Raw genomic sequence first — 19,815 nt, 5'->3', positions numbered from 1 at the left:
CTGTGAGATACAGGCCCGGACAACAACAATAACGCTACTGAGGGACGTGCATATGTTCAGGTTAAAACCCTTGGCTGTTGCCTTGATGTTGGTTATTGGCAGTCATGCCTATGCTGAAAGCAATACCGCTATCCAAAGTCAGGCAGGAGACAACAACGAGGCCACGCTGGAGCAGCAGGGCGCGAGAAATCAGGCGACGCAGACACAGACGGGAAATTTTGGCCGATCTGCCATTGTCCAGAACGGCGATGACAACGTCGCGGAGACTGTTCAGAACACGACCTTTTCGCCCAATACAATCGATCTGGCCCAGACCGGCAGCCGCAATACCGCTTATGTCGTTCAAGAGGGGGAGGCTCAAGCTGCCACAGTGACACAGGCGGGTGACGATAACAGCGTGACGCTCTATCAGCTAGAACCCCAGGGTTCTGCGGCCACGGTCTATCAGGAAGGCAATAACAACACGCATACCATTGAGCAACAGTGGTACGCCAATTCAGCCAATACTTCCAGTATTGGTAATGGCAATACGACACAAGTGACCCAATACGGTTACGGTACTGGGCAGACAACGCAACTGGGTGACAACAACGCGATTACACTCGAGCAAAGCGGAACGGGGGCAGGCGCTATTGCAACGGTTTCCCAAAATGGCAATGGTAATGCTGCTCAGGTTGATCAGGACACCTCACGCTACACGTCTCGCACAACACTGGATCAGGTCGGCAACGATAACGCTGCTAGCCTCAGCCAGGGCGGCCTTGCTGAATTCAATTTTCTTCAGGAAGGCAATAGCAATCAGCTGACGGCTACGCAGTCGGGAACGGGAGCATCTATTGCAGGTAGCTCTATTGGCGATGACAACGTCGTTACTCTGAACCAGTCGGTTATCAACAGCACGATCGAGTTATATCAGTTGGGTTCAGCCAACAGCGCAACGCTTAGTCAGCAGGCTGACGCGAGTCTGATCAGTGTCAACCAGACCGGTAATGCCAACCAAGCCAGCGCGGTACAGGGCGGCGGCGGGCCTAGTGTCTATAGCAGTGCAGCGCAAATTACGCAGTAGGGAGATCGCAACACCGCTTCGATTGATCAGCTCTGGGGCAGCCGGCAGGCCGAAATTACCCAGACTGGCAATGACAACGAGGCCGACATCACCCAGGCTAATCCCACGGGGACGGCCATGGCTGAAATTACCCAGAGCGGTGACCTCAATAGCGCCAGCCTGACGCAAAGCTGGAGCAATGGCGGTAACGAGGCCAGTATCAGCCAGAGCCTGAGCGGCAACGTGGCGACAGTAGTTCAGGGCGGGCTGGTCAATGGTGACTTCAACAGCGGAAATGACTCGGCGACCGTCGTTCAGAATGGTTTGAACAACGTGGCTTCTGTGCTTCAACAATAATGGAAAGAGACGCTGCCGTGCCTTACGGCAGCGTCTCTTTATTCAAGGCAAAATCCATTGCGGCTTCGGCATGAATTTCGGTCGTATCGAAGACAGGAAGAGCGAGATCCCGTTGGGTGAGCAGTAATCCGATTTCCGTACAGCCCAGGATCACGCTGTCGGCGCCCTGCTCAGCCAGCTTGTCGATCTCTGCCAGATAGGCCTGTCTGGATTCGTCCCGAACTACGCCCTGGCATAGCTCCTCATAGATGATCTGATGAACCCGCTCGCGACCGGGGGCATCTGGCACCCGTGGGTCCAAGCCGTAAGCACGCAAGGAGCCAGTATAAAAGTCCTGCTCCATGGTAAAGCGCGTAGCAAGCAGGGCAGGGCGCTGCATACCGGCTTTCGTTAACGCTTTCGCAGTCGCGTCAGCAATGTGGATCAAGGGAATACCGATCGCCGCCTGGATAGGTTCGGCCAGCTTGTGCATGGTGTTGGTGCAGATAAGCAAACCTTCGGCGCCTGCCGTTTCCAGATGACGTGCTGCATCTATTAGAAGCGTGGCGCAACCGTCCCAATCGCCATGATGTTGCAGCTCGGCAACCTTTGCAAAATCGACCGACCACATAAGCAGTGGCGCCGAATGCAGACCACCAAGGCGCTGTCGGGCGATTTGATTGAGAAGGCGATAGTACGTGACCGAGCTTTCCCAGCTCATGCCAGCCAGAAGTCCCAATGTGCGCATGGTGTAGCTCCTTGAGCGTAGAGTTAGAACCGTCTCATGAGCAGGAAAAGCGAGGCAAGTGAAGAAGCGGTTGTACTGCCGAAATGGTTAACAACTGTATCGATTACTCAGCAAGATACCCAGCCTAGAGCTTTAAATGGTCAAAAATACTTAACCCCGCTGTCATTTTCGGTTGTTAGCGTGCCCCCATCATTTTGGAGGGCAGTCATAATGAGAACCTGGGACGAACCCAAGAAGCGCAAGGCTCATATCGAGCTCATCCCGATGATCGATGTGATGATGTTCCTGTTGGTCTTCTTTGTATTGGTAAGCCTGAATGTGATTCCGGCGTTAGGGATGAAAACTCAATTGCCCAGCGCCAGCAGTGCGCAGCAGCTCAAACCGCAAAACAAAGCCATTCTGACGTTGGGTACCAACGGTGAATTGCAACTGGATGGGCAGGACATTCAGGTCGATGCTCTGGTTGCCGCGCTCAAGGCGCAGGAAAAGCCGGACAGCAAGACGACCATCATCGTTAACAGCGACAAGGGTGTAGAAGTCGCCCGGTTGGTTGAGGTGATGGACACCCTTCGTTTGGGCGGCTTTACCTCCGTCTCCATCGCTACTCGCAAGTCCTGACTTATGTACGTGTTTTATCGCTCCCGCCATATGTTGGGCTGGCTGCCTGCGCTTGCTGCTCTAGTCATGATCGCCGTGTATGCCCAGCGTACCCCACTGAAAGTCCAGCCGGTATACGACGAGTCGGCCGTGGAATTGGCTTTGGTTGAACCAGACCCTGTTCAGGAACCCGAGCCGGTCGTTACACCGCCGGAGCCTGTAGCCGAACCGGTTGATGCGCCTCCGCCGGAGCCTGTTGTTGAGGAAGAGGAGGCAGCCCTGCCGCCGCCTCCCAAACCGCAACCCAAGCCCGAGCCTAAGCCCGTACCCAAGCCGCAACCCAAGCCACAGCCAAAACCGCAACCCAAGCCTGTGGCCAAGGTTGAGCAGCCTGTAGCCAGGCCGATGCCGACACCTGCACCGGTCGCGGCCAAACCCGCCCCGGTTGCGCCAGCCACACCGCCCAAGCCGACGGTCAATGCCCAGGCGTTGGAGGGCGGCTATGTACAGGGTCTGCGTGCAGAGCTGGACCGTTACAAGCAGTACCCCACCGGGCGTCAGGCGTCGCTTGAGCGGCCCCAGGGTGATGTCGTGATTTGGTTGCTGGTGGATCGCGCCGGGCATGTATTGGATTCCGGCATACAGGACAAGGCCAGCAGCATGCTGCTCAACCGCGCCGCCACCAACAGCCTGAACCGTATCAAGAGCGTCAAGCCGTTTCCGGCCGAGGCCTTTGCCGGCAAGGACCAGCTGCGGTTTACCGCCACCTTCAGTTACAGCATGCAGTGATTACCCGACTCGAGGAACTTCAATGAAGTACACAAGGATTTATCTTGCCCTGGTTGCTTCCGGGTTGTGTCATGGCGTGGCCATGGCACAGGAAACCGGTGAGCGTGATGTCGGCACCATTGGTGTTGAAGGAAAGACCACGCTGGGCAGCGGGTACATGACGCCTGAGGAGAGCCCCAAGTCGCGCTCTACCATCACGCGTGAGGCCATGGACAAGCAGACTGCTACAGCCAATGCGATTGACCGACTCAAGTACACGCCGGGTCTGAATATTTCCAGCGAAGACGCCACAGGCCTGTCGGGTTTTCGCTTTACCATGCGCGGGCTTAACTCCGATCAGGTTGGCATGTCTGTTGACGGTATGCCGATCAACGACTCGGGCAACTATGCGCTGTATTCCAACCTGCTGGGCGATCCGGAGAACATTGACCAGATTTCCGTCGTGCAAGGCGCCTCGGATGCAGATGGCCCACACATTGGTTCCAGTGGCGGCAACCTTACGTTGACAACCGTTCGGCCAACCAAGGAAACCGGTGTATTTGTTAAGCAGGCAGTAGGCAACAATGGTACCTACAAGACCTTTGCCCGGCTAAACACCGGTGAGTGGAATGGCCTGTCCAACTGGCTGTCTGCCTCGCATACCGAGGGCCAGATGTGGCGTGGTCACGGTGCCGTTCGAGCCGACAAGGTAGAGTGGAACAGCTTCTTCGATGCTGGGGACGGCAACACGGCCAACCTGATCCTCAAGTACCACGAGCAGGACAACAATAACTACAGTCAGCTCACCAAGAATGAGTTCACCCAGTACGGACGCAAGTACGACCCCAACCCTAACCCGGCAACTGTGGGCTCCAACGGTAAGATCTCCAAGTACTACGAGCTGGCACAGAACCCGTTCAAGACCTTTACCGGTGTGCTCAATACCCAATTCCGCCTGCGTGACGACATGTCCTTGTCGGTGATCCCTTATTACTACTGGGGGGACGGCAGCGGGGTAGGCAGTTCGGCTTATTCGCTTAACCGGGGCACCAGCAGCAACGGTGTCTATGATCTGGGCAATCTCCCTACGGCTGGTAATTATGCCAATGACGGCTTGTCCTACACAGGCGTCTACTATCGGCCATCCCGAACCCAGACCTGGCGTCCAGGTATTACCACCAAGCTGAACTGGGACCTGGACGACCACAGCCTGCAGTTCGGTTACTGGTATGAGCGCGCCCGGCAGCGGCAGACGCAGCCATTCATTGCGTTAAAGGCCAGTGGCAAGCCAGAGAGTGTCTGGTCGGACTCGGATGAGACCCGTGACGCCAACGGCAACATCATCCAGGGGCGCGACCGCTACACCGTTACACCCGCGCAAAAGATCTGGGTGCAGGACACCTGGTACGTGAACCCGGACTGGACGCTGAATGCCGGGGTGGCCTACATGGACGTTGACCGCAAGGGCACCAACCATGGCAGCCTGACCGAGTTACCGGAAAAGCGCCACCAGAACTACAACAAGGTGCTGCCGACCTTTGGCATCGGCTACCGCTTCGACGAGCAAAATCAGTTCTTCTATAACCTGACCCGCAACATGCGCATCCCCTACAACTACGTGTTGTACGATCAGGGTGAAGGCTCGATCAATCTCAACCCCGAGACGAGCTGGAGCAACGAGCTGGGCTGGCGCTATACCCAGGAAGACATGGCTCTGTCGGCTACCTTGTTCTACCTGAAGTTCAAGGACCGCCAGGTTTCCTCGCGCGACGAGAATGGAGACTACGCTGATATCAACGCCGGCGGCGTGGATAACATGGGCCTTGAGCTGGAATGGAGTGGCCTGCTGCCACATAACTTCAACTACTACACGTCCTACACTTACACCCGCGCCAAGCAGAAGGACGATATCACTGCCTACAACAATGGCGTTGCGGTGGAGCTGCCTACCAGTGGCAAGCAGTTCGCCAATGTGCCCAAGCATATGCTGGCCGCCAATATCGGCTATGACGACGGACGCTACTACGGCACGTTCGGCGCCAAATACACCAGCAAGCTCTATGGCGACCTGACCAACGACGAGAGCATTCCGGGGCGGACTGTCTTTAACCTCGGGGCTGGCGTGCATTTGCCGGTAGACAAGCACATCGTCAAGGACGCAACCCTGCGCCTGAACATCGACAACCTGTTCGACAAGAAGTACCTGGACGGCGTGTACACCACCAAGACCAACGCCGCGAGCTATAGCGGCTATCGCGACGGTGATCCGGCCTACATCGTCGGTGTCGAGCGGACCGTCATGGTCTCCCTGGAAGCTAATTTCTGATTCTTGAGTTGCTGTAAGAGGTGTGCTGAATATGAATACCGACCTGCTTCATGACATCACGTTTTATGTCATGTATGGCGCTATCGCCATTGCGCTCTTCGTTATCATCGAGCGTAGCCTGTACTTTGCGTATATCCGCAAGCAGGCGCGTCAACTGGAGGCGCTGCTGACGGCCAAGGTCCGCAGTGACCGTGATCTGCCTGAGTCCTTTACCCGCCGCGAAAGTCTGCCGCTTACCATGGTGCGGCCGGTACTGGCGCAAAAGGCGCAGCGCGGCACTCGCAAGGAACTGGACGAGATTATCGAAGCGCAGTACCTGGCGACCCGTGCACCGCTGGCGCGTAGCCTGTGGATCGTCGAAACCATTACGACCGCAGCGCCGCTGCTGGGTCTGTTGGGCACCATTCTGGGCATTATTGATACCTTCAAGGCGCTGGCTTCGGCAGGTGTCTCTGATCCAGGCCAGATTTCGGCAGGCATCGGAACGGCGCTCTTTGCGACCGGTTTGGGTATTGCCATCGCGCTGGGCTGCGTGGTCTTTCATAACTTCTTCCAGGATCGCCTGGAGCGCATCAACGATCAGCTCAAGATCCTGCTGATTCGCGCCAGCATGGGGGCGCAGCCTGTGGATGAAGCCCACGTTCTATCTGCAGAGCCAATGGCGCAGTACCGTACCGCCTGATCGGTTGCGGCGAGGGCCAATCGGTCCTCGCCAGTCTTTTTCTTCTTGTTTGAGACCTCCATGCCTGTATTGTCCCGTTTGCCGATCCGTGGCGCTCGACGCCTGTGTTTTGGGTTTTTCCTGCTCAGCGCCAGTACGCTCAGTTGGGCCGATTTCAAGATTCCAGGGTTCGAGCTGGTGCATACCGTGCCGGTGGCGACCGATCTGGCAACGGCTGACCTGCGTAACCCGGTCGAGGTCTGGAGCGAAATGTTCGACCGGGCCCAGCACCGTATCGACATTGGCCAATTCTATGCGTCCGGTCAGCCGGGCTCACAATTGGATACCGTGATCGAGCATTTACAGGCGGCCGGGCAGCGCGGTGTAACGATTCGCTTCCTGCTGGAAGAGAAGGGGCTGCGGATGTCGGACCCTGCCACGCTGGACCGCTTGCGCAGCATTCCCAATCTGACCTTGCATGTATTGCCGTATGGCCAGCTGACCGGGGGAATCATTCACGCCAAATATCTGGTCGTGGATGGCCGCGAGGCCTTTGTGGGTAGCCAGAATTTTGATTGGCGCTCCCTTACGCATATCCACGAAACAGGTGTGCGGATCAGCGACCGTACGGTAGCGGGTCAAATACAGGCTATTTTCAACCAGGACTGGCAGGCACAGCAGGCTTTGGCGGAGGGCAAACCGATTCCGCAGCCGCGACAGGACTCCAGCAGGGAGCCATCACCCACCGGCAATTACTTGGTCGCCAGCCCTGCGCGCTACAACCCGCCCGGCGTGCGCGACTCCCAGATAGAGTTACCGCGTTTGCTCGCCCAAGCACAGCATGAGGTGCGTGTGCAGTTGCTTGACTATGCGCCGTTATCCTATGGGCCGGATAATACCCGTCCGTATTACCCGGTGATCGACAATGCCTTGCGCGCGGCGGCCGCCCGAGGGGTATCCATCAAGCTAATGGTGTCCCACTGGAACACGGGCGCACCGGAGATCGACTACCTGAAAAGCCTGGCCGTGCTACCAAATGTGCAAATCAAGATCGTCACGCTGCCGGCCGATCCGGGCGGTTTCATTCCCTTTGCGCGAGTGATCCATAGCAAGACGATGGTGATTGATGGACGCCTGGCCTGGGTAGGCACCAGCAACTGGCTCGGCGGCTATCTGGACAACTCACGTAACCTTGAAGTCGTCATGCAGGACCGTGCCATGGCTGAGCGCATTCGCCAGTTGCATGAGCAACTGTGGAATGGGCCCTATGCCCAGATGCTGGGCTTGACCCGTGACTATCCAGAGCCGCACCCAGGCACGCCATGATTGCCAACGGGGAGCGTATCGGGCTGAATGCGGTTGATGATGGAAAAAAGGTTTGCACCGTGACACGTAAATCGTTGCTAGTGGCTTGGGTAGTGGGGCTTGTATTGATCCTGCTGGGCTATTTCGTGATTGATCAGCCCGTTGCCTATTGGGCCCATGCAGGCGATCTGCGCAGTCTGGCGTGGCCCAACCTGATGACCCATGTGGCGGACTGGCTTACCGCGTTGGCGGTGTTGCTGGTCATTGTGCTGGGCCTTGGCCGACAGTTGCTGCCTTTGCACCGTCATCGCTGTTTTGTGTTTGCCTTCAGCGTACTGGTCGCCAAAGGTGTAAAGGACTCGCTCAAGCCCGTCTTTGGTCGCTACTGGCCGGAAACCTGGACCCATGGCAATCCTTCGCTGATCCATAATCAGGCTTATGGCTTCAACTGGTTTCACGGCGGAGACTGGTACGCGTCCTTTCCTTCCGGACATACCACAGTTGCCTACGCTGCCGCCGTGGCGATTGCGCTGTGCTGGCCCCGCCTGAGGGGACTTTCGGTAGTAATAGCCGCGGTGGTACCGGTGGGGCTTTTGCTGTGTAACTACCACTTCTTTTCCGATGTGGTCGCCGGTGGCCTGCTTGGCGCCAGCGTAGCGGTACTCGTCATCAAGGTCATGGGTGTGGCGTCGAAAGGGCGATAAGGTCTTCTGTATCCACTTCGCGTCCGAGCATAGCTTTGTAGGCGGCCAGCTCATCACGGTCCATTACCTGAAGAGCTACGCCCAGCAGCGTGGCGCGGTGGGCTTTGGCCAGGTTTGCCTCAAGGTCTCTCCAGGTTGAATGGCCTTTATCGAAAATCCGGGCACCAGGCGTGCCGCCTATCTCGATCTTCACGCCTTCAACTTTGAACTGCACGTACTCCACATCCCAGCCTTTCTCGCAGCGGCGTTCGAGGGGCTTGGTCGTTACAGCAGTGCCGGCAGCGGCTATTTCTTGCAAACGGTCTGCTGGAACCAGGAGATCAATGTCGTTCAGCGGGCGTCTGGCACCATAAACATGGGCCGCCAGACCGCCGCATAAAAGAAAGGGGATGTATCGCTCGTTCAGCAGATCGATGATCCAGCGCAAGGCAGCAGCGTGACTCATGGGAGCCCCTTTAATATTGGTTTGGCTATGCTACGCATGTGCCTTGCAGTATAGGGGCGCTACGCAGCCGTCAGCATGCCCTGCTTTTCGATAAAGGCGATGATGTCCTCCAGGCCCTGGCCCACTTTCTGGTTGCTGAACACAAACGGCTTCTCGCCCCGCATCTTGCGGGCGTCGCGGTCCATCACCTCAAGTGAGGCACCGACCATTGGGGCAAGATCCACCTTGTTGATAACCAGCAGGTCGGACTTGCAGATGCCTGGGCCGCCCTTGCGGGGGAGCTTGTCACCCGCGGACACGTCGATCACGTAGATAGTCAAATCTGACAGCTCCGGGCTAAAGGTGGCGGAAAGGTTATCGCCACCGGATTCGACCAGGATCAGATCAAGACCAGGAAAGCGGCGGTTGAGCTGATCTACGGCCTCTAGATTGATGGAGGCGTCTTCACGGATGGCTGTGTGCGGACAGCCTCCGGTTTCCACACCGATGATACGCTCAGGAGGCAACGCCTCGTTGCGCACAAGAAAGTCTGCGTCCTCACGGGTATAGATATCATTGGTCACGACTGCAAGGTTGTAACGATCACGCAAGGCGCGGCACAGCGCGAGGGTCAGGGCCGTCTTGCCGGAACCGACCGGGCCGCCAATGCCAACGCGCAGAGGTTGGGTGTTCATTGCTCTTATTCTCCTAGGATCTGAAAAGACGGCTGTATTGCTGTTCGTGCGCCATGCTGGCTAATGCCAGGCCAAACGGTGTGCTACCCCAGAGGGCTTCCGGCAGTTCGCGGGCAGTAGTGAGTGCCGCCTCCAGGGCAGGCATGAGTTCGGAGGTCAGTCGTTGCGCGGCCTGCTGGCCGAGGGGCAGGGTTTTCATCAGGACAGCCAATTGGTTTTCCAGCCAGCCCCAAAGCCAAGCCGAAACGGCATCCACCGGAGCAATGCTCCAGGCGCGGGCGGCAATGGCCCAGCCCAAAGCAAAGGTTGGCTCAATGGCCAAGAGGTGCTCGCGTGCCTTGGCATCCAGCTCTGGCAAATCCTTGAGCAGCTGCGCCAGGGAAAACCCGGTCTGGCGGCTTTCCTGGCGCAGCTCACGGGTTTCACGGCTGGCTAAGTAACGGCCAGCCAGTTCAGCTAGCCGCAGCCAGTCGCCCGCCACAGCCGCTTGGCAGTGAGCCAGCAGCAGTGGTGCCTCAAAGCGGGCGAGGTTAAGCTCCAGCTGATCTTCGAGCCAGACGCGGGCTGAACTGGCATTAGTCACGATTCCGGTTTCGATAGCCGCCTCAAGCCCCTGGGAATAGCTATAACCGCCTATGGGTAATTGCGGACTGGCCAGACGCATCAATGCCCAGGCCGGGTTCATAGTCGCACCCCGAAATGGTGCAGGCGAGGTCCGTAGTTGAAATCAGCCTCACCGTGGTGCGAATGATGATGCCCACCGCCATAGGCGCCGTGTTCTGGCTGGAATGGGGCGCTGATGGCTTCGCAGGTGGCGCCCAGCTGCTCCAGCATGGCTTTGAGTACGTGGTCGTCCAGAATACGTAGCCAACCATTGCCCACTTGCAGCGCCACATGACGATTACCCAAGTGATAGGCCGCGCGGGTCAGTTCATAGGCATCGGTGCAGGTAACATGTAAAAGCGCCTCAGGCCGAGCGCAAACGCGCACGATGCGGCCATCCTCGGCTTGCAATCCCTCGCCGTCGAACAGTGGCGACTGGCCGCGTTCAAGAAATAACCCGACGTCTTCGCCGCTGGCCGTTACGGTTCGCAGCCGGCTTTTACTGCGCGCCTCAAAGGTAAGGTGAACTTCTTCGTCCCAGAGGGCAGGAGAGGGCAGACGGGTATGAATGACCAACATAGAGCTGTATCCGCTGTGCTTTGGGAAGACTACAGCAAGCGGCCTGCCAGAATGCAAAAGCAGGTTCTATAGGAGGGGCGAAGCAAGTAGCGCCGTCAATTCGCCATTTTTTGGTGCATGAGCGGGTCGGAGCACAATGGTTCGCCCTGGTTTGGTGCGAATAACATATTCATGCCGCGCCAGTGTTTAGCTCCGATCATGATGAAGCGCAACTGGTGAATGATCTTTGCCTGGGGCGTCTTGTGCGGCTCCAGTATTTCATCAGGCATATCGATCAATTCAGGTAGGGTCGCAAATACTGTTTTAACCACCAGATCTGCCAAGACATCGAGATCCTGATCTGAAAGATGGGGTAACCGGTTGAGCTGACACAGATCGAGTGCAAGGTCATCAGTAATACGCTGGCGCAGCTCACCAATGGCCTGACGGATCGTCAGGGAACCTCCGTATTGTTCCCGCGCCAGAAAGATGAACTGGCTACGATGCTCGGCTACGGCTTCGATGAATATCCCGACCGAGGCATCAATCACGCCGCGCAGTTCGATCTCGTTATGCCGTACCCGGCGCAAGGTCTCACGAAAGGTTTCGCCCACTTCGGCTACCAGTGCAAGCCCAAAGGCATCCATGTCGGAGAAGTGGCGGTAAAAGCCCGCCGGGACGATGCCGGCACTTCGGGTAACCTCCCGCAGGCTCAGGCTGCCAAAGCCGCGGCCACTGCTCATGAGCATGCGCGCAGCATCCAGCAGGGCGTGGCGGGTTTGCAGTTTTTGCTCGGCGCGGGAGGACATGGCAGATTTCCAATCAGGCGAGGGGGTACTCTATCAAATACCCGCGTGTCCGGTTGGAACACTTGTCATGTGACGGAATGCGGACGCCGTTAGTCTGTCTGCATGTGGCGCATCATTCAGATAATAATCGGTGTGCTTAAAGATAAGGTTCACACGGCCGATAGCCGTGCCTTCTACCGCTCTCTTCCCGCCAGAATTGGCTCAGCTCATATCAGACGACTCATGTTCAGCCCGCTTGTCACATTTCCCGCGCTCTATATTGCTACGCTCCTGATGCTGGCCGGTTCCGGCCTCTTCACAACTTATATCGGCCTTCGCCTGACCGAACAGGGGGCAGGCGACCTGTGGGTCGGCGGCCTGATGGCTGCTTATTATTTCGGGCTGGTCTGCGGTGGCAAGCTTGGCCATCGGCTGATTGCCAATGTGGGGCATATCCGCTCATACGTCGCCTGCGCCGGTGGGGCAACCGTTACCGTGCTCATCCATGCCCTGACTGATCACCTGGGCGTTTGGCTGATACTGCGCTTTATCATGGGTGTCCTGATGATGAACCAGTACATGGTGATCGAAAGCTGGCTGAATGAGCAGGCGGAAAACCACCAGCGCGGCAAGGTGTTTGCCGGTTACATGGTGGCCGTTGACCTGGGGCTGGTCGTGGGGCAGGGCTTGCTGGCCGTGCATCCCGCATTGGATTACAAACCGCTGCTGCTGGTGGCGATCTGTTTTGCGTCCTGCCTGATTCCCATTGCCATGACGCGTCGCGTGCACCCTGCCAAGCTGGTTGCCGCACCGCTTGAACTCAAGTTCTTCTGGCAGCGTGTGCCGCAGTCTCTGGTAACCATCTTTGTCGCTGGCCTGATGGTGGGTGCCTTTTACGGTCTGGCGCCTGTCTATGCCAACCGCAATGGGATGGATACGGCGCAGTCGAGTATGTTTGTGGGCATATGTATTGTGGCAGGCTTCTGTGCACAGTGGCCGCTGGGCTGGCTGTCTGACCGATTCGACCGCTGCAAACTGATTCGGGCCAACGCCGTTCTGCTATGCCTGGCAGCGATTCCAATGTGGGGGTACGTTACGCTGCCCTATGCCGGACTGCTCGCGATGGGCTTCATGACAGGGATGCTGCTGTTCACGCTTTACCCTCTGTCAGTGGCCTATGCCAACGATCATGTGGAGCCCTCGCGCCGCGTGGAGCTTTCCGCCATGCTGCTGACTACCTACGGTGTAGGCGCTTGTATCGGACCGCTACTGGCCGGTGCGCTGATGAATCAGTTTGGACCTGGCATGTTCTATATCCTGATGTCGATCTATGCCGTCATTTTGATCATCTGGGTTCAGCCCCGCTTCGTGACAAATGAGCATCTTGTGAATGAAGCACCACTGCACCACGTGGCGATGCCGGATACGGTCAGCCCGATGGCCGCTACGCTCGACCCCCGCGTGGAGGAAGTACCCGAGGAGCTGATGGTGGATGCGCCGCCTAACATCGGCCGCTCCGATGGCCTCCCGGATGAAAAGCCGGTCGCCTGAAAGGTCGTTATAAATAAAAAAAGCCCGATCAACTGGTCGAGCTTTTTTACGGGGCCTGCATCAGGCAATCCGGTGCATGCGGTGGTGTGCGCGATCAATCGTTTGCGTTGAGTCATCAGCGGCCAATTGTGGCTGAATGTATTCCTGCTGACGATGGATCATCTTGTCGATGGTCTGCTCGGTACCGTCTTCCGCGAGCTGCATCTGATGCTGCTGACGATGAATCATTTTATCGATAGTTTGTTCGGTGCCGTCTTCGGCCAGCTGGGCAGGAACATTCAAACGATTTTGCTGGCGTTCAATGAGGCGGCCCAAGGTTTGATCCGAGCCGTCTTCGGTCAGCAGGCGCTCTTCCAGGCCTTTGGTTTGACGGTTGATCATCTTGTCTACGGTGTATTGGCTGCCATCTTCTGCATAGAGCTGAGAAGTCTGCGGTAGGGTTTGAGCCGCCACCAGGGTGTTTAATGCTAAGGCGGTCAGGCCGATACCGAATGCGATAGTGCGTTTCATGATCTGTTTCCTCGATGGAATCGTTTCGACAGATTCAGTATCGGGCCTGGTTATTCGATTAAAAAATGGATCACAGGCATACCAAACATCATTGAGAATGATGAGCGTTCTAGAAGATATATCCATTCAGTGATGATGCAGAGGAGGGCCCTTCTAGTGCGCGCCTTTCAGCCCAAAGAGATCCCGTACAGCCTGGGCATACTCCTGACTGCCGATGGACATGCTGTTGGTGTGATTGCCTCCCTCAATCAGCAGTAGCCGTTTCGGATCCTGAGCTTTCTTGAATAATTCCTCGCTGAAGCGGGGCGGTACGTACTGGTCGCTTGTCCCATGAACGATCAATACAGGCATATCGACCTGACTGATTTTATCGATGGAATCGAATTTTTCCGAGATGATCCAGCGGATCGGTAGGGAAGTGTCGACCACGGCGGCAGCAACATCTGCCAGGCTGGTAAAAGTCGACTCGATGATCAGGCCCGCAGCGGCAGCAGGATCGCCTTCAGGGTCTTTCTGCTTCGCGATCTGCTGCGCTAAATTGACGGCTATTGCACCCCCCAGCGAATGTCCGTAGATATAGCGCTTTTGTGGGTCAGGCTGCAGCTCCACGAGACGCTTCCAGGCCACTCGGGCATCCTCATATACCGTACGTTCCGACGGTAGATCGCCCGGACTTTCACCAAAGCCGCGGTAGTCGATAGCCAGGACGGAATAACCCAGACTGCGTAGTGCGGTGATGCGACGCACCTGGGCCGTCAGGTTCCAGCGTGTACCATGCAGGTACAGGGCAGCAGGTGCATTCTTTTGCGCTGCGGGCCACCACCAGGCATGGACGTATTGAGTCTTGCTGATTCCGGTTGTGACCGGGATGTTGAACTGCTGGACACCGGCTGGCACACCCGAGAACCAGCTAGCGGTGCCAGGCTCAATGTTGAACACCAGCTCGCGCTCCTTTTGTGCCAGTTTAGAGCAGCCAAACGGCAGACCCACGACTAGCAATAGGGCGAGAAAGGCCACGGGTCGCCAGCGACGACGAATAGATTCGGTAGACATGAATAGGGCTCTTGCGAAATGCGATTGGACCGTTCAGGTCGCCTTATCTAAAAGACTAAAAGATCCCTCTGACCGTTCGGCGGAAGCCTTTAATGAATATTTCAGCGAACGTCTGCGGATAGCTGACGTCCTAATAAGTGAACGCACTTAATTAAGGAAAACATCATGTTGAAGTTTATTGGAGGCACGGCCGGCGTCATTTTCATCATCGGCCTGATCGTTGTTATCGGCATCATCAAGCTGATCTTTTGATGCGAAGCTCATAAAAAGCCCACCCAGGCACGTGGTGGGCTTTTTTATGGGCGCAAGGTTTACTCTTCCTTTTTCCCAAGCATTTTTCAACATCATCCGTGGGCCGTTCGGCTTCCTGATGTTCAGGTGCTACAGGCGATGTGTCAGTCATGCTCTAGGCAGAAGAGAGCTTCTGTTGTGAGAAGCAGCGCGTGCGGAAGTTCTGACCAGCCGACTTATGGTGTATCGCTGCTGCCTTTACCCAGGATTTTCTGCATCATCACAACGTCATGCCACTGGCCGAATTTGAGGCCTACCTTTTCCAGAGTACCTACCTGACGAAAGCCCAGGCTGCGATGCAGTGCAATAGAGCCTGCATTACTGCTATCACCAATGAGCGCCACCATTTGCCTCCAGCTACCGGCTTCACAGCGCTCCAATAGCGCGCTCAACAAGGCTTTGCCCAGGCCGCGGCCACGCCAGCCTTCTTCCAGATAAACCGTATCTTCCAAGGTATAACGGTAAGCTGAGCGCGTGTGGTAGAAGTTGGCGTAGCTATAGCCACGCACCACGCCATCCAGCTCGGCGACCAGGAACGGCAATGAAGCCTCCTGAAGACTTCGCAGCCGCCGTTTCATCCCTGTTTCATCTGGTGGAATCTCTTCGAATGTGGCTGTTCCATGCAGGACATGATGGGCGTAAATCATCTGTATGGCGGGAATATCCGACTCGGTGGCATCGCGGATTTGAAGCGTGGGTAACGGCATGGTCATGTCCTTCCTGAAGCATCCTTCTTGATACACCCCGTCGCCTGGTTCGAACAAGCGTTCCAGTGGGTGGTCCCCCTTTCCAAGGGGGTCCGAAACTCTACTGATGAGGAAGGCTTATGTCTGCTACCGCAAAGAAGACCGATCCGGAATTGTGGAACAGTGTTAAAGAGGATGTGACGCGTGGCTCGAAGGGCGGTCGTGCTGGCCAGTGGTCGGCTCGAAAAGCACAGCTGTCGAGCCAGGAATACCAGAAGCGGGGTGGGGGTTATGAGGGCGGCAAGGGCCCCGATAACCATCTCCAGCAATGGACCGAGCAGGACTGGGGAACAAAGTCCGGCAAGAAGTCCACCGAGACGGATGAGCGCTACCTGCCCAAAAAGGCACGAGAGCAGATCAGTGATAGCGAGTACGCCCGCAGCACGGCCAACAAGCGGCGCGATACCCGTCGAGGCAAGCAGCACTCCAAGCAGCCGGAGGATGTGGCACGCAAGACCGCCTCTGCCCGCAAGACCGCTCTCGCCGATATGACCAAGACCGAGCTGATGGCGCGTGCAGCGCATCATCAGGTACGCGGTCGCTCGCGGATGAAAAAGGACGAGCTGATTCATGCACTCAAGCAGGCAGGTGAAAAATGACAGCAAAAGCGCTTACCGATGCGGACAAGAAAGAGCTGCGCAGTGAATTCAAGCAAGTGGTCAACATGCCGCCTGCCCGGCTGCGTAAGTGGTTACAGGGCGAGGAGAGCCAGTCCGTCGGCATGACGGCCAAAGGTCAGAAGGTCAAGGAAAAGGCCGACGGCGAGGCAGTTGGTCATGAGATGGGCGAGCGTATCCTTGCGATCAAAGGCAAGCGGCAGGCGGAACTGAATGACGATGATTACCAGGCCATGCGCAAGGTTATCGGCTATGTGCATCGGCATATCAAGCAGCGCCCGGACGGTGAGGTAGGCGATACGCGCTGGCGCAAGTCTCTGATGAACTGGGGGCATGACCCATTGAAGCAAAAGGCCAACTGATGACCACGCCAACCGCTCCACCTCTTGGCCCTGTCCTGGAAACCGGTCTTTATGTGGCTGACCTGGCAAAGGCTCGTCGTTTCTATGAGGAGCTACTGGGCCTAAGCGTCATGTTTCATGATGAGCGAGTCGCGGCTTATGACGCCGCGCCGGGCAATGTGCTGCTGCTTTTCCAGCAGGGCACGACCGATACGCCTGCCCAGCTTCCCGGCGGCACTATTCCACGCCATGACGGTTCCGGCAGGCTTCATTACGCCTTTTCCATTGCTCCCGAACACCTGCAACCGTGGCGTGACCATCTGGCAGCTCACGGGATTGTGATCGAAGGTGAAGTGAAATGGCCGAAAGGCGGCGTGAGCCTGTACTTTCGTGATCCCGATGGGCATCTGGTTGAACTGGCAACGCCGGGGTTATGGGAAAACTACTGATCTGACCGCTGCTCTAGCTCAAGGTATACCACCCAAATATTGAAATATCTTGTTACGCCTGTGAGGGTCGTGCTCGACTGATGGCTTTTCAGTCTCATTGCTGAATAGTGATGTTAGCGCTAACATCAAGTGAAAATAAGAACGAGCGCACCGAGAAGCGCTCTGGAGAGCGCAATGACTTCACCCGTCAGTACCTCCGCCACACCTGCTCAAGCCATTGTAATTATGGGCGTCAGCGGCTCCGGAAAGACCGAGACAAGCCTGGGAGTCGCCCGCCGTCTCGGTTTTCGTCATATCGAAGCCGATCACTTTCATTCCGCTGAAAACGTTGTACGCATGCAAGCCGGCACGCCGCTGACCGATACCGACCGTATCGAGTGGCTCGACCGATTGCGTCTGGAGATGCAAAAGGCGGTGCAGGACGGTACAGGCTTTGTCCTGTCATGCTCGGCGTTACGCCGCAGCTACCGTGATCGCCTGCGCGATGCCGTGCCTGGCCTACGTTTCGCTCATTTATCCGTTGACTACGAAACAGCGCTCCAGCGGGTTGGAGAGCGTGCCGACCATTACATGCCCACGTCGCTGGTCAAAAGCCAGTTCGATACCCTGGAATCCCCCAAGGGAGAGCCAGGTGTTCTCTGGGTCGATGCATCCAAGGCCTGCGAGGCTGTTGTGGAAGAGGTATGCGCCTGGATGCACGCGCCAATTCCGAGCAGCGAAATGGCGGCTCTGATAGGTCTGGCTTCAAAGATGCCTGACGCACCGTCTCCACGAAAGGAGCCACCGCTAACCAGCGAGCCGATTTATAACAATCGCATGGCCCAGCGCTTCGATACGCTTACCGACAGCCTCATGGCGGTCCTCATGGCCTTTATGGTCGGAGCAGTCTTTGTCAACGTAGTCCTGCGTTACGCCTTTGGATCCGGCTGGGCGGGAGCCGAAGAGCTATCCCGATTGGCATTCGTCTGGCTGATCTTTGTGGGCGTCGCGTCCAGCATGCGTCGTGGGGAGCTGATGTGCTTTACCTTGATCCGCGACAAATTTCCGCGTATCGCCCATCGCCTTATTGATTCGGTCAGCGCCTTGTTAATTGCTACCGGCAGCGGTCTGTCTGCGTGGGGGGCATGGTATCAGATGCAATTTGGCTGGCAGAACGCCAGTCCTGTGGTCGGCTATCCGTTGGCCATTGCCATGCTACCGGTGTTGGTAAGCATGATTGCGTTGGCCATGCTGGCACTGGTGCAGTTGATTAATACCTGGCGTACCGAGCGAGCGGTCCCACCGGCCCTGGCAAATGTAACAGCAGACTGAGCCCGGATGTAATCAGTCAATTCCAATAAAAACATGAGGCACTGCCTCCCTTAAGGGCTGACCATGACCGTTGCCGTCTTTCTCTCTTCCCTGTTGGGCTTCATGGCGTTCGGGATGCCGATCGCGTTTGCGCTTCTGCTAACGGGCGCTGTACTGATGTGGTATCTGGATTTCTGGGATGTACAGCTCCTGGCCCAGAATCTACAAGCTGGTGCTGACAGCTTTCCTCTTCTGGCTGTGCCGTTCTTTATCCTGGCTGGCGAGCTGATGAACGCAGGTGGCATTTCCCGGCGCATCATTACCTTGGCTCAGGCCTTTGTTGGCCACAAGAAGGGCGGGCTCGGCTATGTAGCCATTGCCGCCTCGGTGCTGTTGGCCAGTATGTCGGGTTCAGCCCTGGCTGATACCGCCGCGCTGGCTACATTGCTGCTACCCATGATGCGCCAGCGCGGCTACCCGCTCAGCTCTTCCTGTGGGCTGGTAGCGGCGGGCGGCATTATTGCGCCGATCATTCCACCCTCCATGCCGTTCGTGATCTATGGGGTCGTGACCAATACTTCGATCAGCCAGCTCTTTCTGGCGGGTCTGGTTCCAGGGCTTATCATGGGAGCCGGGCTGATCGTTGCCTGGACTCTGATTGCTCGAGGCATTCACGAGCCGCCGCAGCCAAAAGCATCCTGGACTGAGCGCCGTCACGCTATCGTCGATGGCATTGCCGCCCTGATGCTGCCCGTCATTATCGTAGGTGGTTTGCGTGGCGGTATCTTCACGCCCACTGAGGCGGCCGTGGTTGCGGCGGTCTACGCGCTGTTGGTTTCCACGCTGCTCTATCGGGAGCTGAACTGGAATGCGCTGGTTGAGGTACTGACACGGGCCAGCCGAACCACGGCCTCGGTAATGTTTCTTTGTGCGGCTGCAACCGTCTCGGCCTACATGGTCACCCTGGCGCAGCTCCCTGAGGAAATTGCCGCGATGCTGGGGCCGATTGCAGACAATCCCAAACTGCTTATGGCCGCCATTATGGTGTTGATGGTAGCCATCGGTATGGTGCTGGACCTGACACCCACCATTTTGATCCTTGGACCGGTTTTAGCACCTATCGCCGCCAAGGCAGGCATTAACCCGGTTTATTTCGGGGTAATGTTTGTGCTGATCGGCTCGATTGGCCTGATCACTCCGCCAGTGGGCACCGTTCTGAATGTGGTCGGCGGAATTGGGCGAATCCGTATGGAAAAGCTGGTGCAAGGGGTTTTGCCCTTCTTCTTTACCTACCTTGCCATCGTTGCCCTGCTGGTGATTTTTCCCGAGATCATCACCGTACCGCTGAAGTGGTTGCATTGAACGGCTTCAGCATCTGTAGACCCAGACCATCCGACTTTATCAACAAC

24 protein-coding genes and 1 pseudogene are annotated in these 19,815 nt (G+C 56.9%); 16 read left to right on the top strand and 9 right to left on the bottom strand.

What is annotated here, in order from left to right:
* Positions 1-52: 52 nt before the first annotated feature.
* From IEX86_RS13555 to IEX86_RS13545, 3 genes and pseudogenes are all read left to right on the top strand, one after another.
* Entirely contained in the window at positions 53-1,066 is a 1,014-nt protein-coding gene (locus IEX86_RS13555) for a hypothetical protein (protein ID WP_188866654.1), read from the top strand.
* A 12-nt stretch (positions 1,067-1,078) separates the two neighbouring features.
* Positions 1,079-1,150 (top strand): annotated as a pseudogene (locus IEX86_RS25690) (hypothetical protein); the annotation flags it as partial.
* 33 nt (positions 1,151-1,183) lie between these two features.
* Positions 1,184-1,402 carry a hypothetical protein gene (locus IEX86_RS13545; RefSeq protein ID WP_188866653.1) on the top strand — a complete coding sequence of 73 codons (219 nt, stop codon included), beginning with the start codon at positions 1,184-1,186 and terminating at the stop codon, positions 1,400-1,402.
* A 22-nt stretch (positions 1,403-1,424) separates the two neighbouring features.
* Here the strand turns inward: IEX86_RS13545 and IEX86_RS13540 are convergent, their stop codons facing one another.
* Positions 1,425-2,129 carry an aspartate/glutamate racemase family protein gene (locus IEX86_RS13540; protein WP_188866652.1) on the bottom strand — a complete coding sequence of 235 codons (705 nt, stop codon included), beginning with the start codon at positions 2,127-2,129 and terminating at the stop codon, positions 1,425-1,427.
* A gap of 210 nt (positions 2,130-2,339) precedes the next feature.
* On the opposite strand from IEX86_RS13540, the gene IEX86_RS13535 reads away from it, so the two are divergent.
* Genes IEX86_RS13535 through IEX86_RS13510 form a run of 6 tightly spaced genes read left to right on the top strand, consistent with a single transcriptional unit; the run spans position 2,340 to position 8,490 of the window.
* Positions 2,340-2,747, top strand: coding sequence for an ExbD/TolR family protein (locus IEX86_RS13535; RefSeq protein WP_188866651.1), 408 nt, complete (start codon positions 2,340-2,342; stop codon positions 2,745-2,747).
* Positions 2,748-2,750: 3 nt separating this feature from the next.
* A complete protein-coding gene (locus tag IEX86_RS13530) occupies positions 2,751-3,515 on the top strand; it encodes an energy transducer TonB family protein (protein WP_188866650.1) in 765 nt (254 codons plus the stop codon).
* A 22-nt stretch (positions 3,516-3,537) separates the two neighbouring features.
* Positions 3,538-5,820 (top strand): TonB-dependent receptor, encoded by a 2,283-nt coding sequence (locus IEX86_RS13525; protein WP_188866649.1) that lies wholly within the window; start codon positions 3,538-3,540, stop codon positions 5,818-5,820.
* A gap of 31 nt (positions 5,821-5,851) precedes the next feature.
* Positions 5,852-6,502 (top strand): MotA/TolQ/ExbB proton channel family protein, encoded by a 651-nt coding sequence (locus IEX86_RS13520; protein ID WP_188866648.1) that lies wholly within the window; start codon positions 5,852-5,854, stop codon positions 6,500-6,502.
* 60 nt (positions 6,503-6,562) lie between these two features.
* The gene (locus IEX86_RS13515; protein WP_188866647.1) at positions 6,563-7,807 is read left to right on the top strand and encodes a phospholipase D-like domain-containing protein; all 1,245 of its coding nucleotides are present in this window, start codon (positions 6,563-6,565) and stop codon (positions 7,805-7,807) included.
* Positions 7,804-8,490, top strand: coding sequence for a phosphatase PAP2 family protein (locus IEX86_RS13510; RefSeq protein ID WP_188866646.1), 687 nt, complete (start codon positions 7,804-7,806; stop codon positions 8,488-8,490). Before IEX86_RS13515 ends, IEX86_RS13510 begins: the two co-directional genes overlap by 4 nt.
* On the opposite strand, the gene IEX86_RS13505 is transcribed toward IEX86_RS13510, so the two are convergent.
* The 5 genes from IEX86_RS13505 to IEX86_RS13485 all read right to left on the bottom strand — a co-directional run bounded on the left by IEX86_RS13505 (position 8,462) and on the right by IEX86_RS13485 (position 11,579).
* Positions 8,462-8,935 carry a hypothetical protein gene (locus IEX86_RS13505; RefSeq protein WP_188866645.1) on the bottom strand — a complete coding sequence of 158 codons (474 nt, stop codon included), beginning with the start codon at positions 8,933-8,935 and terminating at the stop codon, positions 8,462-8,464. The two genes, IEX86_RS13510 and IEX86_RS13505, sit on opposite strands and share 29 nt — an antisense overlap.
* A gap of 59 nt (positions 8,936-8,994) precedes the next feature.
* Positions 8,995-9,609, bottom strand: a complete 615-nt coding sequence (gene ureG, locus IEX86_RS13500) for an urease accessory protein UreG (RefSeq protein WP_188866644.1) — start codon at positions 9,607-9,609, stop codon at positions 8,995-8,997.
* Positions 9,610-9,622: 13 nt separating this feature from the next.
* A complete protein-coding gene (locus IEX86_RS13495) occupies positions 9,623-10,294 on the bottom strand; it encodes an urease accessory protein UreF (protein WP_188866643.1) in 672 nt (223 codons plus the stop codon).
* Entirely contained in the window at positions 10,291-10,791 is a 501-nt protein-coding gene (ureE, locus tag IEX86_RS13490; protein WP_188866642.1) for an urease accessory protein UreE, read from the bottom strand. The genes IEX86_RS13495 and ureE overlap by 4 nt, the downstream gene beginning before the upstream one ends.
* Positions 10,792-10,886: 95 nt before the next feature.
* The gene (locus IEX86_RS13485; RefSeq protein ID WP_188866641.1) at positions 10,887-11,579 is read right to left on the bottom strand and encodes a TetR family transcriptional regulator; all 693 of its coding nucleotides are present in this window, start codon (positions 11,577-11,579) and stop codon (positions 10,887-10,889) included.
* 222 nt (positions 11,580-11,801) lie between these two features.
* Here IEX86_RS13485 and IEX86_RS13480 point away from each other — a divergent pair, with 222 nt between their 5' ends.
* Complete coding sequence (locus tag IEX86_RS13480) at positions 11,802-13,109, top strand: MFS transporter (RefSeq protein ID WP_188866640.1); 1,308 nt, start codon at positions 11,802-11,804, stop codon at positions 13,107-13,109.
* A gap of 60 nt (positions 13,110-13,169) precedes the next feature.
* On the opposite strand, the gene IEX86_RS13475 is transcribed toward IEX86_RS13480, so the two are convergent.
* Entirely contained in the window at positions 13,170-13,619 is a 450-nt protein-coding gene (locus IEX86_RS13475) for a hypothetical protein (RefSeq protein ID WP_188866639.1), read from the bottom strand.
* 153 nt (positions 13,620-13,772) lie between these two features.
* Positions 13,773-14,672 carry an alpha/beta hydrolase gene (locus tag IEX86_RS13470; RefSeq protein ID WP_188866638.1) on the bottom strand — a complete coding sequence of 300 codons (900 nt, stop codon included), beginning with the start codon at positions 14,670-14,672 and terminating at the stop codon, positions 13,773-13,775.
* 165 nt (positions 14,673-14,837) lie between these two features.
* Between IEX86_RS13470 and IEX86_RS25925 the strand changes: the two genes are divergently transcribed.
* Positions 14,838-14,924: a small membrane protein YohP gene (locus tag IEX86_RS25925; protein WP_444544330.1), complete on the top strand. Its 87-nt coding sequence runs from the start codon at positions 14,838-14,840 to the stop codon at positions 14,922-14,924.
* 215 nt (positions 14,925-15,139) lie between these two features.
* On the opposite strand, the gene IEX86_RS13460 is transcribed toward IEX86_RS25925, so the two are convergent.
* Positions 15,140-15,670: a GNAT family N-acetyltransferase gene (locus tag IEX86_RS13460; RefSeq protein WP_373290439.1), complete on the bottom strand. Its 531-nt coding sequence runs from the start codon at positions 15,668-15,670 to the stop codon at positions 15,140-15,142.
* 119 nt (positions 15,671-15,789) lie between these two features.
* Between IEX86_RS13460 and IEX86_RS13455 the strand changes: the two genes are divergently transcribed.
* From IEX86_RS13455 to IEX86_RS13435, 5 genes are all read left to right on the top strand, one after another.
* A complete protein-coding gene (locus IEX86_RS13455; protein ID WP_188866635.1) occupies positions 15,790-16,308 on the top strand; it encodes a Rho termination factor N-terminal domain-containing protein in 519 nt (172 codons plus the stop codon).
* A complete protein-coding gene (locus IEX86_RS13450; protein ID WP_188866634.1) occupies positions 16,305-16,688 on the top strand; it encodes a DUF3140 domain-containing protein in 384 nt (127 codons plus the stop codon). Before IEX86_RS13455 ends, IEX86_RS13450 begins: the two co-directional genes overlap by 4 nt.
* Positions 16,688-17,116, top strand: coding sequence for a VOC family protein (locus IEX86_RS13445; RefSeq protein ID WP_188866633.1), 429 nt, complete (start codon positions 16,688-16,690; stop codon positions 17,114-17,116). The genes IEX86_RS13450 and IEX86_RS13445 overlap by 1 nt, the downstream gene beginning before the upstream one ends.
* A gap of 174 nt (positions 17,117-17,290) precedes the next feature.
* Positions 17,291-18,427 carry a gluconokinase, GntK/IdnK-type gene (locus tag IEX86_RS13440; protein WP_188866632.1) on the top strand — a complete coding sequence of 379 codons (1,137 nt, stop codon included), beginning with the start codon at positions 17,291-17,293 and terminating at the stop codon, positions 18,425-18,427.
* Positions 18,428-18,490: 63 nt separating this feature from the next.
* Positions 18,491-19,768 carry a TRAP transporter large permease gene (locus tag IEX86_RS13435; RefSeq protein WP_188866631.1) on the top strand — a complete coding sequence of 426 codons (1,278 nt, stop codon included), beginning with the start codon at positions 18,491-18,493 and terminating at the stop codon, positions 19,766-19,768.
* Positions 19,769-19,815 lie beyond the last annotated feature (47 nt).

This window comes from Pseudomonas asuensis, assembly GCF_014646755.1.
GTDB lineage: Bacteria > Pseudomonadota > Gammaproteobacteria > Pseudomonadales > Pseudomonadaceae > Chryseomonas > Chryseomonas asuensis.
The sequence above is the reverse complement of the archived record's forward strand: the minus strand, read 5'-3'. Positions and strand labels throughout refer to the sequence as shown.